General features: G+C 66.3%; 14 protein-coding genes. 9 read left to right on the forward strand and 5 right to left on the reverse strand.

Going from position 1 to position 15,320, the window contains the following annotated elements; translation table 11 throughout:
* Positions 1–347 precede the first annotated feature (347 nt).
* Positions 348–1,034 carry a response regulator transcription factor gene (locus tag C8N44_RS00485; protein WP_107974196.1) on the reverse strand — a complete coding sequence of 229 codons (687 nt, stop codon included), beginning with the start codon at positions 1,032–1,034 and terminating at the stop codon, positions 348–350.
* 155 nt (positions 1,035–1,189) lie between these two features.
* Between C8N44_RS00485 and ribA the strand changes: the two genes are divergently transcribed.
* From ribA to C8N44_RS00500, 3 genes are read left to right on the forward strand one after another with little or no spacing between them, the layout of a single operon-like run.
* Positions 1,190–2,293, forward strand: coding sequence for a GTP cyclohydrolase II (ribA, locus tag C8N44_RS00490; RefSeq protein ID WP_107974197.1), 1,104 nt, complete (start codon positions 1,190–1,192; stop codon positions 2,291–2,293).
* A gap of 48 nt (positions 2,294–2,341) precedes the next feature.
* Positions 2,342–3,343: an LLM class flavin-dependent oxidoreductase gene (locus C8N44_RS00495; protein WP_107974198.1), complete on the forward strand. Its 1,002-nt coding sequence runs from the start codon at positions 2,342–2,344 to the stop codon at positions 3,341–3,343.
* The gene (locus tag C8N44_RS00500) at positions 3,340–3,867 is read left to right on the forward strand and encodes a L,D-transpeptidase family protein (protein WP_107974199.1); all 528 of its coding nucleotides are present in this window, start codon (positions 3,340–3,342) and stop codon (positions 3,865–3,867) included. The genes C8N44_RS00495 and C8N44_RS00500 overlap by 4 nt, the downstream gene beginning before the upstream one ends.
* Here C8N44_RS00500 and C8N44_RS00505 read toward each other — a convergent pair.
* From C8N44_RS00505 to C8N44_RS00515, 3 genes are read right to left on the reverse strand one after another with little or no spacing between them, the layout of a single operon-like run.
* The gene (locus C8N44_RS00505; protein WP_107974200.1) at positions 3,803–4,489 is read right to left on the reverse strand and encodes a GntR family transcriptional regulator; all 687 of its coding nucleotides are present in this window, start codon (positions 4,487–4,489) and stop codon (positions 3,803–3,805) included. The two genes, C8N44_RS00500 and C8N44_RS00505, sit on opposite strands and share 65 nt — an antisense overlap.
* A complete protein-coding gene (argE, locus tag C8N44_RS00510) occupies positions 4,486–5,646 on the reverse strand; it encodes an acetylornithine deacetylase (protein WP_107974201.1) in 1,161 nt (386 codons plus the stop codon). The genes C8N44_RS00505 and argE overlap by 4 nt, the downstream gene beginning before the upstream one ends.
* Positions 5,643–6,839, reverse strand: a complete 1,197-nt coding sequence (locus C8N44_RS00515) for a M24 family metallopeptidase (protein WP_107974202.1) — start codon at positions 6,837–6,839, stop codon at positions 5,643–5,645. Before C8N44_RS00515 ends, argE begins: the two co-directional genes overlap by 4 nt.
* 440 nt (positions 6,840–7,279) lie before the next feature.
* Here C8N44_RS00515 and C8N44_RS00520 point away from each other — a divergent pair, with 440 nt between their 5' ends.
* From C8N44_RS00520 to C8N44_RS00545, 6 genes are all read left to right on the forward strand, one after another.
* On the forward strand, positions 7,280–8,386 hold the full coding sequence (locus C8N44_RS00520; RefSeq protein ID WP_107974203.1) for an ABC transporter ATP-binding protein: 1,107 nt from the start codon (positions 7,280–7,282) through the stop codon (positions 8,384–8,386).
* A 124-nt stretch (positions 8,387–8,510) separates the two neighbouring features.
* A complete protein-coding gene (locus C8N44_RS00525; protein ID WP_107974204.1) occupies positions 8,511–9,623 on the forward strand; it encodes an extracellular solute-binding protein in 1,113 nt (370 codons plus the stop codon).
* Positions 9,624–9,699: 76 nt separating this feature from the next.
* Positions 9,700–9,987, forward strand: coding sequence for a DUF1330 domain-containing protein (locus tag C8N44_RS00530; protein WP_107974205.1), 288 nt, complete (start codon positions 9,700–9,702; stop codon positions 9,985–9,987).
* A 3-nt stretch (positions 9,988–9,990) separates the two neighbouring features.
* On the forward strand, positions 9,991–11,688 hold the full coding sequence (locus tag C8N44_RS00535; RefSeq protein WP_107974206.1) for an ABC transporter permease: 1,698 nt from the start codon (positions 9,991–9,993) through the stop codon (positions 11,686–11,688).
* Between the two features lies 1 nt (position 11,689).
* Entirely contained in the window at positions 11,690–12,883 is a 1,194-nt protein-coding gene (locus C8N44_RS00540) for an ABC transporter permease (RefSeq protein ID WP_107974207.1), read from the forward strand.
* 118 nt (positions 12,884–13,001) lie between these two features.
* Positions 13,002–14,249: a PAS domain-containing protein gene (locus tag C8N44_RS00545; RefSeq protein ID WP_107974208.1), complete on the forward strand. Its 1,248-nt coding sequence runs from the start codon at positions 13,002–13,004 to the stop codon at positions 14,247–14,249.
* Positions 14,250–14,333: 84 nt separating this feature from the next.
* On the opposite strand, the gene C8N44_RS00550 is transcribed toward C8N44_RS00545, so the two are convergent.
* Positions 14,334–15,206: a branched-chain amino acid aminotransferase gene (locus C8N44_RS00550; RefSeq protein ID WP_107974209.1), complete on the reverse strand. Its 873-nt coding sequence runs from the start codon at positions 15,204–15,206 to the stop codon at positions 14,334–14,336.
* Between the last annotated feature and the right edge of the window lie 114 nt (positions 15,207–15,320).

The following is a 15,320-nucleotide window of genomic DNA, read 5'->3' on the forward strand; positions in this document are numbered from 1 at the left end:
CGGCATGCCAAGTTGCTCGTCGAAGCCGGTGCTCGCAACTGGGTTGCCGGGGCGCGCCAGAAATCTCGTCGGGGAGGGGAGGGGGCGCTTTGCCGGCGCGTGCATCGCGCGCACGGAAAACCTTCGGTCGCACGACAAAAAAGGCCGGGCTGAAAAGCCCGGCCAGGTCCAACAGGGAGGTGCATGTGATAACCCGCACATGCAACGGGATCTGGTTAGCCCCCCGACGCAACACCATGAGGGGAGCGCGGCGCCGGGAAGCTGGCCTTGACGTGCCTTACTCCATCAAAACCTATCATTCCTTTAACACCATCAGAGCCGGGTTCGGTTCCCGCCTCAATCGGATTTTATGACATCAGCCGGTATCCGCCGGATTCCGTTACCAGGAGTCGGGCGTTCGAGGGGTCGGGTTCGATCTTCTGGCGCAGGCGATAGATGTGGGTTTCGAGCGTGTGCGTGGTCGCCCCGGCGTTGTAGCCCCAGACCTCGTGCAGGAGCGTTTCGCGCGGCACGACGCCCTCTGTCGCCCGGTAAAGGAACTTGAGGATGTTGGTTTCCTTCTCCGTCAGGCGGATCTTCTTGTCGTCGTCGGTGACAAGCATCTTCATCGCCGGCTTGAAGCTGTAGGGCCCCACGGTGAAGACCGCGTCCTCGGACTGCTCGTGCTGGCGCAGCTGGGCGCGGATGCGGGCCAGCAGCACAGGGAACTTGAAGGGCTTGGTGATGTAGTCGTTCGCCCCGGCGTCTAGGCCGAGGATCGTGTCCGCGTCGGTGTCATGCCCGGTGAGCATGAGGATCGGTGCCTTGACGCCCTGCTTGCGCATCAGGCGGCAAAGCTCGCGACCGTCGGTGTCGGGCAGGCCGACATCGAGGATGACGAGATCGTAGGACTGCTCCTTGGTGCGCGCCATCGCGCTCGAGCCGTTCTCGGCCTCGAAGACCTCGAAGTCCTCGGTCATCACGAGCTGTTCTGCCAGCGCCTCGCGCAGGTCGTCGTCATCGTCCACCAGAAGGATGTTCTTTAGCTGGGCCATGTTGCTCGTATCTCCTTGACGTTAGGGGGGATGTGGCCGGCGGGGCGGGGCTCGGCAAGTTTTGCTGCACTTCGGTCACGCCGTCGTGTACGGGGCATGGGAATGTTACAGTATCCGGCCTATGTTGCCGGCTTCGAGTACCAAGGACAGCCCCCATGACCGACGGCCCCGCCCCCCTTTCGCCTGACCTGACCGAGACGCTGGCGCGCGGGCGCGCGGACCTGCGCATGGGGGTGCCGGTGGTCCTGGCGGCGCATGGCGGCGGGGCGCTCATCATGGCGGCCGAGACCGGCGTGGCGGGGCGGCTCGACGCGCTGCGGGCGGCGGGGCCGGTGGACGTGGTGCTGACCGGGCGGCGCGCGGCGACGCTGAAGGCGCGGCCCTACGACGGCGACGTGGCGCGCGTGGCGCTGCCCGAGGATGCCGACATGGCCTGGGTGCAGGCGCTGGCCGATCCATCGGGCGATCTGGCCAACCCGATGAAGGGGCCGCTGTCGACCCGGCGGGGCGGCGACGCGAGCCTGCACCGGCTGGCGTCGGAACTGGTGAAGTCCGCGCGGCTGCTGCCCGCGGCGCTTGTCGTCCCGGTCGAGGACGCGGCGCACTGGGCCGCGACCCACGGGCTGACGCTTCTGCACGCGGGAGAGGTCGCGCCCTACCTCGAGGCGCTGCCGACGCTGGCGCATGTGGTGTCGGCGCGCGTGCCGTTGCGCGCGGCCGAGAACGCCCGGTTGCACATCTTCCGCCCCGGTGACGGGTCGGAGGAGCATTACGCCATCGAGATCGGGCGCCCCGACCGGGACCAGCCGGTGCTGAGCCGCCTGCATTCGGCCTGCTTTACCGGGGACCTGCTGGGGTCGCTCAAGTGCGACTGCGGCCCGCAGCTCAACGCCGCGCTGAACCAGATGGGGCAGGAGGGGGCGGGCGTGCTGCTCTACCTCAACCAGGAGGGACGCGGCATCGGGCTTGCCAACAAGATGCGGGCCTACGCGCTGCAGGACCAGGGCTTCGACACGGTCGAGGCCAACCACCGGCTGGGGTTCGAGGACGACGAGCGGGATTTCCGGCTGGGTGCCGAGATCCTGACGCGCATGGGCTTTTCCGCCGTGCGGCTGCTGACCAACAACCCCGCCAAGATCGAGATGATGGAGCGCTGCGGCATCCGCGTGCCCGAGCGCGTGCCGCTGAAGGTGGGCCACACCCACCACAACGCCCGCTACCTTGCCGTCAAGGCAGCGAAATCCGGGCACCTGCTGTGACTTGCGCCGCGGCGCCGCGCGCATAGGTATCGGACGAAAGGAGCTCTCATGCGTTATTCCCTTCTCGATCTTTCCCCTGTGCCCGAGGGCTCGACCCCGGCAGAGTCGCTGCGCAACACCGTGGACCTCGCCCGCCATGCCGAGGCCTGGGGCTATCACCGCTACTGGCTGGCCGAGCATCACAACATGCCCGGCATCGCCAGCGCCGCCACCGCCGTTCTGGTGGGGCAGGTCGCGGCCCACACCCGCGCCATGCGTGTGGGGGCAGGGGGCATCATGCTGCCCAACCACGCTCCGCTCGCCGTGGCCGAGGCATTTGGCACGCTGGCGACGCTCTATCCCGATCGCATCGACCTCGGCCTTGGCCGCGCGCCGGGCGGCGACGCCGCGGTGATGCAGGCGCTTGGCGTCAATCACGCGCGCGCCGAGCGTTTCCACGAGGAAGTTGCCGAACTGCGGGCGCTGCTGGGCGACGAACAGCCGGGCCGGCAGGTCCGCGCGCTGCCGGGCGAGGGCACGCATGTGCCGCTGTGGATCCTCGGCAGCTCGCTGCACGGGGCGCAGGTGGCCGCGATGCTGGGCCTGCCCTATGCCTTCGCCTCGCACTTTGCGCCCGCCGCGATGGAGCAGGCGCTCGAGGTCTATCGCCGCTACTTCAAGCCGTCGGAGACGCTGGAGAAGCCCCACGCGATGATCGCCGTGAACGTATTTGCCGCGGAGACCGAGGCCGAGGCGGTGAAGATGCGCACGACGATGCAGCAGAGCTTCTACCGGCTGCGCACGGGCCAGCCGGGCAAGATGCCCGCGCCGGTGGACGACATCTCGACCGTGATCCCGGCGGGCGCGCAGCGCCAGATCGACGCCGCGCTGCAGGTCAACGCCACGGGCACGCGCGAGCAGGTGGCCGACCAGATGCGCGCCATCGTGGAGCGCTACCAGCCGGACGAGGTGATCCTGACCGGCCAGATCTTCCACCACGAGCAACGGTTGCGGTCCTTCGAGCTGGCCGCCGAGGTCATGCGCGACGTCGGCGTGGCCGAGGCGGCATGAACGCGCGGGATCTTGTCCTGACGGGGCAGGGCGTCCGGTTCGACGGGCGGCTCTGGCCCTGCACGGTGGGGCGCGGGGGCGTGACCGCCGACAAGCGCGAGGGCGACGGCGCCACGCCGGTGGGCGCGCATGACATCGTCGGCATGCTCTACCGGCCCGACCGGATCGCCAAGCCCGCCGGTTGGGCGGTGCCGATCCGGCCCGGGGACCTGTGGTCCGACGATCCCGAGCACGAGGATTACAACCTCATGGTGCGCGCGCCCTACCACGCCAGCCACGAGGCGCTGCGGCGGGCCGATCCGCTTTACGACTTGGTGATCGTGACCGACTGGAACTGGCCCGACGCGCAGCCCGGGGCCGGGTCGGCGATCTTCCTGCATCGCTGGCGCAGGCCTGGCTACCCGACGGCGGGCTGCGTGGCCCTCGATCCGGTGGACCTGCGCGAGATCGCGGCGCGGATCACGCCGGAGACGCGGCTGATCGTTCCCGAGAGTCTTGCGGGGCGGCTGCCGAGAGGCGCCTGAAGCTCATGGAGATATGGGCGCGGCGCAGCAGCGCCGCCGCCCGCATGTCGCCCGCCTCGAGCGCGCCCTGAAGCTGGCGCAGCTCGTCCGCGAAGATCGCGCATTCGTGGGCGAGGTCCATGCCCGGGATCGACTGGAGCCAGATCCGCGCGGTCTGGTAGAACAGCCGGTCGGTGACCTCGCGCAGGGCGGGGTTGTCGATCAGCGTCAGCGTGAAGGCGTGGTGGTCGATGTTGAGCGCGGCGAAGGCCCGCGCGTGGGGGGCCTCGGCGAGCGCTTCACCCCGGGCCACGAATTCGGTCATGCGGGCCAGCCGTTCGGCGGTCATCGGCGCGGGCGAAAGCGTGCCGGCAAGCTGCGCCAGTTCCATCCGTAGATCGTAGACCTGTGCCATCTCGCGCAGGTCGATCTCGGTCACCAGCGTGCCGACGCCGTGGCGCGACTGCACCAGCCCCTCGTCCTCGAGCCTGGCCAGCACCCGGCGCAGCGGCGTGCGGGAAATGCCGAACTCGGCGGCCAGCTGTTCCTCGGAAAGCCGCGTGCCGGGCGGGTAGTCGAGCAGGCAGATCCGGGCCCGAAGCTCGGTATAGAGCCTCAGGTGCCGATCCGCCGCGCCGGTCATGCCTCGAGCGATGCTGCCAACCCCTGAAGCATGTCGAGGCATTGCGACAGCTGGTCCCGCGCGATGAACTCGTCGGGCTTGTGGGCCTGCTCGATGCTGCCCGGGCCGCAGACCACGACGCTCATCCCCATGCCCTGGAAGAGCCCCGCCTCGGTGTTGAAGGGGACAAGCTCGCAGGTGTTCTGGCCGGTCAGGCGAGCGACGAGATCGCGGGCGGCGTTCTCTTCCATGGGTTCGAGCGAGGTGACCTCGCCGATGACCTCGGTCGCGATGTCGGCCTTGGGGTGCACGGCGCGCATGGCAGGCAGGAGCGTGCCCTCGACGTAGGCGCCGATGGCGTCCTTCACGAACTCGGCGTCGCCCGCCTGCATGGGGCGCATTTCCCATTCGACCTCGGCGCGGCCGGGGATGACGTTGTGCGCCACGCCGCCCGACAGCCGCCCGATGTTGAGCGTGGTCCACGGCGGATCGAAGCGCGAGGAGGCGGGGGCGCGGGTCTTGAGCTCTTCGGCCAGTTCGAGCAGGCGGGTCACGTAGCGCACGGCGTAGGAGACCGCGTTCACGCCGCGGTCGGGGGCCGATCCGTGGCCTTCGAGGCCGGTGAAGCGCGCGGTGTATTCGCAGCAGCCCTTGTGGCCCTCGATGATGCGCATCATCGTCGGTTCGCCCACGATGGCGGTGGCGGGGCGGTAGCCGCGCTTTTGCAGCTCCGGCACCAGCGCCTGCGCGCCAAGACAGCCGACCTCTTCGTCGTGGGTGAAGCAGAAGTGCACCGGGCGCTTCAGATCCATCTTCGACAGCGGCTCGGCCATGGCGAGCGCGCAGGCGATGAAGCCCTTCATGTCGCAGGACCCGCGCCCGTAGAGCAGCCCGCCCTCTTCGCGCACGGCGAAGGGATCGGTGGTCCAGTCCTGGTCGGCCACGGGCACCACGTCGGAATGGCCCGACAGCACCACGCCGCCCTCGATGTCGGGACCGATGGTGGCAAAGAGGTTGGCCTTGGAGCCGTCCTCGTTCTGGAACAGCTCCACCCGCGCGCCGTGGCGTTCCAGCCAGCCGCGCATGTAAGCCATCATGTCGAGGTTGCTGTCGGCCGAGATGGTCGGAAAGGCGATCAGCTCGGCCAGGATGGCCTCTGTCCGCTCCTGCAGGGTCATTGCTTCACGTACATCTGGCGGGGGCGGTTGCAGAAGCATTCCGCCGGGCCGCTGTCCTTGATCAGGATGCTTTCGGTGATTTCCAGACCCCAGTCGGACATCCACAGGCCCGGCATGAAGTGGAAGGTCATGCCGGGTTTCAGCACGGTCTCGTCCTCGGCCCGGAGCGAGATGGTCCGCTCGCCCCAGTCGGGCGGGTAGGAGATACCGATGGGATAGCCGCAGCGCGCACCGCGTTCGATGCCCGCGCGTTCCAGCGGGGCAGCCAGCGCCTGGGCGATGTCGCAGGCGCGGTTGCCGGCGCGGGCGGCGTCGAGGCCGGCCTCCAGCCCCTCGACCAGCGCCGCCTCGGCCGAGCGGAAGATGTCCGGCGGATCGCCAAGGAAGATCGTCCGGCAGAAGGGGGCGTGGTAGCGACGGAAGCAGCCCGAGATCTCGAAGAAGGTCGCCTCGCCCTTGCGGAAGGGCTCGCCATCCCATGTCAGGTGCGGCGCGGCGGCGTCCGAGCCCGAGGGCAAGAGCGGCACGATGGCCGCGTAGTCGCCCCAGCCTTCTTCCGTGCCGATCAGCGCGTCGCGCTGGATCTCGGCCACCACCTCGTTCTTGGGCACGCCGGGCTCGACGCGTTCCAGCAGGCCATCGACGATCTTTTCCGAGATCCGCGCCGCCTTGCGCATGAAGTCGATCTCCTCGCGCGACTTCACGCCACGTTCCCAGTTCACCAGCGCCGTGGCGTCGACGATCGTGGCCTTGGGCATGTTCTCGAGCAGCGCGAGATAGGCCTTGGCCGAAAAGTAGTAGTTCTCGAGCTCGACCCCCAGGCGCGGTGCCTCGTAACCCATGACGGTCAGACGGTAGGCCAGGTCCTCCATCGGGTGCAACTCGGTGTTCTGCACGTAGGGGTCGGCGTAACCGAAGACGTCATCGTCGCTCATCCAGACGGTGCGGACGGCGCCGTTCGTGTCCTGGTTGCGGCCCCACCAGACCGGGTCGCGGTCGTGGAAGACCAGCACGCCCTGATGCACGTAGAAGGACCAGCCGTCATAGCCCGTCAGCCAAGCCATGTTGGACGGATCGGTGACCAGCAGGACCTCGATCCCCCGTCGGTCCATCGCCGCACGGGTTTGTCGCAAGCGGCGTTGGTACTCGGCCTCGGAGAAGGGAAGATCCTTCTGGAAACGGTGCTGACGCATGGGCTTCTCCTTTGGGGCTGCGGGGCCAGCTAGGCACTTGTGTACAACAGGGGATGCCGGAAAACGACACCCGCACGCTGAAAATGGACGTAAACCGCAAATCCGGCGCGACCACGCCTGATTGTGCCGTGTTGTTGTGCACAATAGAAACGGTACATTTCGCGCTCCTAAGGTCGCTTACCTAGCGGGACTGGTCGTCATTGAGCCTTGCGCGGTTTGCCAGAAGCTGCTTCCATTCAGGCAAGGCCCCGACATGGCACGCCCGCCAACGGCCTCTGCAGACGGTGGAGTGCGGTGCATGAAAACTGCGCACACTCCCGTAAATCGCCTTTGCGACAAGGGATTTCCGTCGATGCAGTTGCAACGCCGGAGGATGCGCGCTTTAGTCGGATCAACAAAGCGGAGCAAAAATCCGCAGCCAACAAAACAGGGAGTTGCTCTTGCTGGATCAGGGCACTGACGACGCTTTCGTCGCGTTTGAACGCGTGCAGAAAAGCTACGATGGCGAAACGCTGGTCGTGAAGGACCTCAACCTCTCGATGCCCAAGGGCGAGTTTCTCACGATGCTCGGGCCCTCCGGCTCCGGCAAGACAACCTGCCTCATGATGCTCGCCGGGTTCGAGACCGCCACCCACGGCGAGATCAAGCTCGACGGCCAGCCCATCAACAACATCTCGCCACACAAGCGCGGCATCGGGATGGTGTTCCAGAACTACGCGCTCTTCCCGCACATGACCGTGGCCGAGAACCTGTCGTTCCCGCTCGAGGTGCGCAAGATCGGCAAGTCCGACCGCGAACAGAAGGTCAAGCGCGCGCTCGACATGGTCCAGATGGGCGCCTTCGGCGGCCGCCGCCCGGCGCAGCTTTCGGGCGGCCAGCAGCAGCGGATCGCGCTGGCCCGCGCGCTGGTGTTCGAACCGGAACTGGTTCTCATGGACGAACCGCTGGGCGCGCTCGACAAGCAGCTGCGCGAGCACATGCAGTTCGAGATCACCAACCTGGCGCACCAGCTTGGCATCACCACGGTCTACGTGACCCACGATCAGACCGAGGCGCTGACCATGTCGGACCGCGTCGCCGTCTTTGACGATGGCCGCATCCAGCAGCTCGACGCGCCGGACCGGCTTTACGAGGAGCCGCAGAACAGCTTCGTCGCCCAGTTCATCGGCGAGAACAACACGCTCGAGGGCAAGGTGCTCGAGATGACCGGCAGCGATCGCTGCGTCGTCCAGCTGGACGATGGCCAGAAGATCGAGGCCAAGCCCGTGAACGTCGAGAAGGCCGGCGACCGCACCCGCGTGTCGATCCGCCCCGAACGTGTCGAGTTCAACAAGGACCGGATGCAGGAAGGCGCCCTGACGCTCAAGGCCGAGGTGCTCGAGTTCATCTACATGGGCGACATTTTCCGGACCCGCCTGCGGGTGGCCGGCAACGACGATTTCGTCATCAAGACGCGTAACGCGCCCGACCAGGTGCGCCTCACACCCGGCAGCCAGATCGAAATCGGCTGGATGCCCGAGGACTGTCGCGCGCTCGACGCGTCCTGATCCGATCCGAAGTGTCGCGCAACCCGCCAGGGGATGGACGGGCCGCGCGATTCAATGCGGTGCCGGACAAAAGACGCCCGTGATCCGGTACCCCAAGTCAAACGGGCAACTTAGGGAGCAACACATGAAACTCACCAAGACGCTTCTGGCCACCACGGCGCTGACCGTGTCCGCCGGTGCAGTCGCCGCACAGGAAATGGCCGACAGCATGACGCTCGTCAGCTGGGGCGGTGCCTACCAGAACAGCCAGCAACAGGCCTACGTGGTGCCCTATCTCGAGATGCACCCCGAGGTTTCCGTGACCTGGGATGAAAGCTCGAACGAGGCCGTGGCCAAGCTGCGCGCCATGAACGAGGCCGGCAACATCACCTGGGATCTCGTGGACGTGGTGGCCGCCGACGCCATCCGCCTCTGCGACGAAGGCCTGGCGATGGAATACGATCCCGAAGACCTTCTCGCCGAAGGCGACGACGGCACCTCGGCGGAAGACGACTTCGGCGACCTGATCGTCTCCGACTGCTTCATTCCGCAGATCGTCTACTCCACGACGTTCGGCTACCGCACCGACATGGTGCCCGAGGGCGTCGAGCCGCCGAGCGACATCTGCGACGTCTGGGATCTTGAGACCTACCCGGGCAAGCGGTCGCTCGAGAAGCGTCCGATCAACAACATGGAATGGGCCCTTCTGTGCGACGGCGTCGCCAAGGAAGACGTCTATGACGTACTCGAGACCGAGGAAGGCCAGGACCAGGCGCTCGCCAAGCTCGACGAGATCAAGGACGACGTCATCTGGTGGTCGGCCGGCGCCGACACGCCGCAGCTTCTGGCTGACGGCGAAGTCTTCATGGGCTCGACCTACAACGGTCGTCTGTTCTCGCTCATCGAGGAGCAGGATCAGCCCGTGGGCATGATGTGGGACGCACAGGTCTTCGATCTCGATGGCTGGATCATCCCCGAGGGTCTCGGCGATGCAGAGCTGGCCCGCGTGAAGGACTTCGTGAAGTTCGCCACCGACACCCAGCGTCTGGCCGATCAGGCGGCCTACATCTCGTACGGCCCCGCGCGCGACAGCTCGGCCCCGCTCGTGGGTCAGCACGCCGAACTGGGCATCGACATGGCGCCGCACATGCCGACCGACCCCGACAACTCGCAGAACACCTTCGTGTACAACTACGAGTTCTGGGCGGACTACCGCGACGACATCGACGCGAAGTTCCAGTCCTGGCTGGCGCAATAAGCCACTGACCGGCCGGGCCTTCGGGGCCGGCCCTTCGGCCTGCCGGGTACGCCCGGCAGGCCAGACGGAGACGGCGATGCCAAAGGGCTACATCATCGGCCATATCTCGGTGCACGATCCCGAGGGCTACCGCGACTATGTCGAGCGCGACACGCCCATCCTTCTCGGTCTCGGCGGACGCTTCATCGTACGCGGCGGCGCCTCGGAGACGGTGGAGGGCGAAAGCGGTGACCGGCACGTGGTGATCGAGTTCGACGACTACGAGACCGCACGGCGCGCCTACAACGATCCCGAATATCAGGCCGTTGCCGACATCCGCCGGCGCACCGCCACATCCACAATCATTCTCGTCGAGGGCAGCTGATCCATGACCGATGCCACCTCTGATCCGGACAAGATCGAGGCGCCCACGCCCGACAACGCGCTCCGGGCCGCCGACGCCGCCGATGGCCCCATGCTGGCCGCGGACGGTACCCCGCTCAAGAAGTCGCTGAACCGGGCGCTGCGCGCCCAGAAGCTGCGGGCGCTGTTGCTGATCGCGCCGCTGCTGATCTTCGTGCTGCTGACCTTCATCGCGCCGATCGTCGACATGCTGTTCCGCTCGGTCGAGAACCAGATCGTCTCGGAAACGCTGCCGCGCACCACCCGCGCGCTGGCAGACTTCGATGCCGGCACGGGCGAGATCCCGGGCGAGCCGGTCTACGAGGCCGCCTACTACGACATTTTCCTCGCCTCCGAGCGCAAGGAACACACGCGGCTCGGCTCGCGGCTGAACTACGAACAGACCGGGGCCTCGTCGCTCTTCCGCCGCTCCGGCCGCGGCCTCGACGACATCGGCGAGGTCTACCAGGACCAGTTCGAGGACCTGGACGAGAACTGGGACGAGGCCGAACCCTGGGCCGAGATGATGGGCTCGCCCGAATGGCTCAACGCGCAGCGCGGCTGGACCGAGGAAGACGGCGCCATGCCGGAGTTCGAGCTGCGCGAGGGCGTGGCCGAGGTGCTGCCGAAGACCGCCGAGTTCTACGAGATTTTCGCCCGCTTCACGCAGGTCGAGGACGAGGACAGCCCGCTCGAGGAAGAGCCGTGGAGCATGGTGCACACCGCGCTCTACCAGGATCTCGCCGCGGGCGACGTGTCGGGCTACGACGGTCCGCACGCGGAGATGCTGCAGGCGGCGGATGAGCTGGTCGACAGCCCCGATTTCGAGACCGTCTCCTTTACCGACGGCTTCGAGGAGGTGGACGAGGACTGGGCCGACCCCGAGATCTGGAACACCATCAAGATGTACGCCCCGCCCTATACCACGGGCTACTTCCTGAACGCCGTGGACATGGAAAAGACCGTCGACGGCCCGCAGCTTCGGGACGAGGACGAACGCATCTACGGGCTGCTCTTCAAGCGCACGATGTTCATGTCCATGGTCATCACCTTCAGCTGCATCGCGCTGGGCTATCCGGTGGCCTACCTGCTGTCGAACCTGCCCGCGCGCAGCGCCAACCTGCTGATGATCCTCGTGCTTCTGCCGTTCTGGACCTCGCTTCTGGTGCGGACTTCGGCCTGGAAGGTCATGCTGCAGCAGCAGGGCGTCATCAACGACGTTCTGGTCTGGCTGGGGCTGGTGGCCGACGACTCGCGATTGGTAATGATCAACAACCAGTTCGGCACGATCGTGGCCATGACCCACATCCTGCTGCCCTTCATGATCCTGCCGATGTATTCGGTCATGTCGACGATCCCGCCCAGCTTCGTCCGCGCGGCACGTTCGCTCGGGGCGACCAACTGGACGGCCTTCTGGCGGGTCTACTTCCCGCAGTCGGTGCCGGGCATCGGCGCGGGGAGCATCCTCGTCTTCATCCTGTCGATCGGCTACTACATCACGCCCGAGATCGTCGGCGGCACCACCGGCACCTTCATCTCGAACCGGATCGCCTACCACATCTCCAGCTCGCTCAACTGGGGCCTCGCGGCCGCGCTGGGCACCATCCTGCTGGTCGTGGTGCTGGTTCTCTACTGGGCCTACGACCGGATCGTGGGCATCGACAACGTGAAACTGGGGGGCTGAGATGTCGGACGCAGTGGTCATCACCGAAACCAGGACGCTTCCCTACAGCTTCACCCTTCCGGTGATCGGCGCGGCGGGGGCCTTCTTCGGCATCTTCGTCGGCGCGGCGCAGGGCTCGACCCTGATGGGCATAATCGGGGGGGCGGTCATCTGCGCCGCCATCGCCTGGCTCGCGCTTCAGGTCTTCGGCACCGATCAGGAAAAGACCTTCCGCTGGGCCATCGTGGCGGTCGCTGCCGTCGCGGGCTTCCTGCTGGGCGGCCTGCCGGGGCTGGTCGTGGGCGCGCTCTTCGGGTGGTTCATCGGCTGGTTCACCTACTGGATCGGGCGGTCGCGCTACCGGGCTTTCCTTCCGCCCTATCTGACCGGCGGGCAGGTGCTGTGGCACTACAGCTTCCGGGTGCTCTGCGGGGCGATCTTCGTCTTCCTCATCACACCGATCCTCGTGGTGATGCCGCTCAGCTTCAACGCCGAGAACTTCTTCACCTTCACGCCCGAGATGCTGTCCTTCGACCCCGAGGGCTACAGCCTGCGGCACTACCGCGACTTCTTCACCTCCAATGACTGGCAGCAGGCGCTCTGGAACTCGGTCAAGATCGCGCCGATGGCGACATTGCTCGCGGTCAGCTTCGGCACGCTGGCGGCCATCGGCCTCAGTTCCGAACACGTGCCCTTCCGCCGCGCGATCATGGCAATCCTGATCTCGCCGATGATCGTGCCGCTGATCATCTCGGCTGCCGGCATGTACTTCTTCTACAGCCGCATCGGGCTGCAGGGCACCTACCTGGGCGTCGTGCTGGCGCACGCGGCGCTGGGGATTCCCTTCGTCATCATCACCGTCACGGCGACGCTGGTGGGCTTCGACCGCTCGCTGACGCGCGCAGCGGCGAACCTCGGGGCGGACCCGATCACCACCTTCTTCCGGGTGCAGATGCCGCTGATCCTGCCGGGCGTGATCTCGGGCGGGCTCTTCGCCTTCATCACCTCGTTCGACGAGGTGGTCGTGGTGATATTCGTGGGCTCGGCCAACCAGCAGACGCTTCCCTGGCAGATGTTCACCGGCCTGCGCGAGCAGATCTCGCCGACGATTCTCGCCGTGGCGACGATCCTCGTGGCGATCTCCATCGCGCTGCTCAGCACGGTCGAGATCCTGCGCCGCCGCTCCGAGAAGATGCGGGGCATGTCACCGAGCTGACCCCACGCGAAAATTGTCGCAAAACATGACCGCCGCGCCCCAAAAGGCGCGGCGGTTTTCACGCTTTGGAAACGTCTTGCCGCCATGTTCCCTGTGTCTAGGCCCACAGGATCCCGACATGACGCATCACGATCAAACCCTCGCCGCTCAGTCCGGCAGTACGGCCTCGGGCGAGGTGCCCTTCGACCCCGCCGACCTGTTCTATTCGCGTACCGACGAACGGGGCGTCATCATCGAGGGCAACGGGATCTTCCGCCGGATCTCGGGCTACGGCTGGTCCGAGCTCAAGGGCGCGCCACACAAGATCATCCGCCACCCGGATTCGCCCAAGGGGCTGTTCCACCTCTACTGGCAGCGGCTCAAGGCCGGGAAATCGGTCGTCGCCTACGTCAAGAACCGTGCCAAGGACGGGCGGCTCTACTGGGTGATAGCGCTCGCCTGGAACATCGAGGGCGGCTACATAGCCATCCGGGCCAAGCCCCATTCCGAGCTCTTCGACAAGGTCCGCGACATCTACCGGGTGCTCCGCGAGGAAGAGGACCAGGGCCTTTCCCCCGAACGCAGCGCTGCCCGTCTGCAGGAGGAAATCGCCAAGCTCGGCTTCCAATCCTACGATTCCTTCATGGCTGCCGCGCTCGCGGCCGAGCTGAAGTCGCGCGCCGATCTTATCGGCGTGCCGGTGACCCAGTTGCAGAGCCGCTTCCTCGAGATGCACGAGACCATCCTGCGCATCCGCAAGGAAACCGACGAGATGACCGAGATCTTCAAGGCCATCCGCACAGTGCCCATGAACATGCGCATCATCGCCTCGCGGCTCGAGAATGCGGGCGGGCCGATCAGCGCGATCTCGGTGAACTACGGCCAGATGCTGGACGAGATGGCCATGTGGGTCCGTGAATTCGTCGATGGCGACAAGAGCACCTTTTCGCGCATCTACCACTCGATCGAGCATGGGCAACTGGTGGTTAATGCCGCGGCGCTGCAGGAAGAGATGTCGAACCTCTTCGAGGAGGATCTGAAGGGTGCGGCCAATACCGAGCACCTTGACCACGACCGCAAGCTGCTCGTCGACGAGGCCGCGAATTTCAAGAAGGTCGCGGCGCAATCGCTCAAGGTGGTCGAGACCGAGGCCGCGCGGCTGAGCCGCAGCGTGCTGGACATGAAGCGCTACGTGACCGGGCTCAGTTCCACGCGGATGATGTGCAAGATCGAGAGTGCGACGCTCTCGGGGTCTGGCAACGCACTCGTCGGTATCGTCGACCAGCTCGACAACTGCCAGGATGAGATCGAGGCGCGCCTTGCCCGGATCGTCGAGCACAACACCGTGATCCAGAACAACACCGCCATGCTGCGGGCAAGCGACTGACCCGTCACTACTCACGGAACGGGACGGAAAAGGGCCGCATCCAGCTGGATGCGGCCCTTTTTGATTTCACGCGAAAGCCGCGGCTCAGCTGCGCACGAAATCCTCGTAGTCCTGCGCGATGTCGCGGGTCATGGCACCGACCTCGAAGGTGTAGTCGCCGATCTGCCCGACGGGCGTGACCTCGGCGGCGGTGCCGGTCAGCCAGCACTGTTCGAAGCCTTCCAGCTCTTCGGGCATGATGTGGCGCTCGTGCACCGTCACGCCGCGCTCCTTCAGCATCTCGATCACGGTCTGCCGCGTCAGACCGTTCAGGAAGCAGTCGGGCAGGGGGGTGTGCACCTCACCGTCCTTGACGAAGAAGATGTTGGCGCCCGTCGCCTCGGCCACGTAGCCGCGATAGTCCATGAAGAGCGCGTCCGAGCAGCCCTTGGCCTCGGCCGCGTGCTTGGAGGTGGTGCAGATCATGTAGAGACCCGCCGCCTTGGCATGCACCGGGATGGTCTCGGGGCTCGGCCGCTTCCACTTGGCGATGTCGAGCTTGGCGCCCTTCATCTTGGCGTCGCCGTAGTAGTTGCCCCAGCCCCAGGCGGCGATCGCCAGCCGGACGGGGTTGCGCGCCGAAGCGACGCCCATGTCCTCGCCCGCGCCGCGCCAGGCCACCGCCCGGACGTAGCCGTCGGTCAGGCCGTTCGCCTCGAGCACCTGGGCCTTGGCGGCCTCGATCTCGTCGACCGAGAAGGGGATCTCGAAGTCCAGCTCGCCCGCGGAATAATGCAGCCGCTCGGAGTGCTTGCGCGACAGGAAGATCTTGCCGTTGTAGGCGCGCTCGCCCTCGAAGACGGAACTGGCGTAGTGCAGCGCATGGGTCAGCACGTGTACCTGCGCCGCCCGCCAATCGATCAGCTTGCCGTCCATCCAGATCTTGCCGTCGCGGTCGTCGTAGGCTCCGTCAGCCATGGCCTTTCTCCTTCATCTTCGCTCTTTTTTGCGATTGTTGCGCAATTTGCGTCCGGATCGGACGTAATGTTGCGTGAAAACTGGGGATCGCTACCAATTCCGGGTTGGAGTGTC

Origin of the sequence: Allosediminivita pacifica (genome assembly GCF_003054175.1) — a bacterium.
In the GTDB taxonomy this organism is placed as follows: domain Bacteria; phylum Pseudomonadota; class Alphaproteobacteria; order Rhodobacterales; family Rhodobacteraceae; genus Allosediminivita; species Allosediminivita pacifica.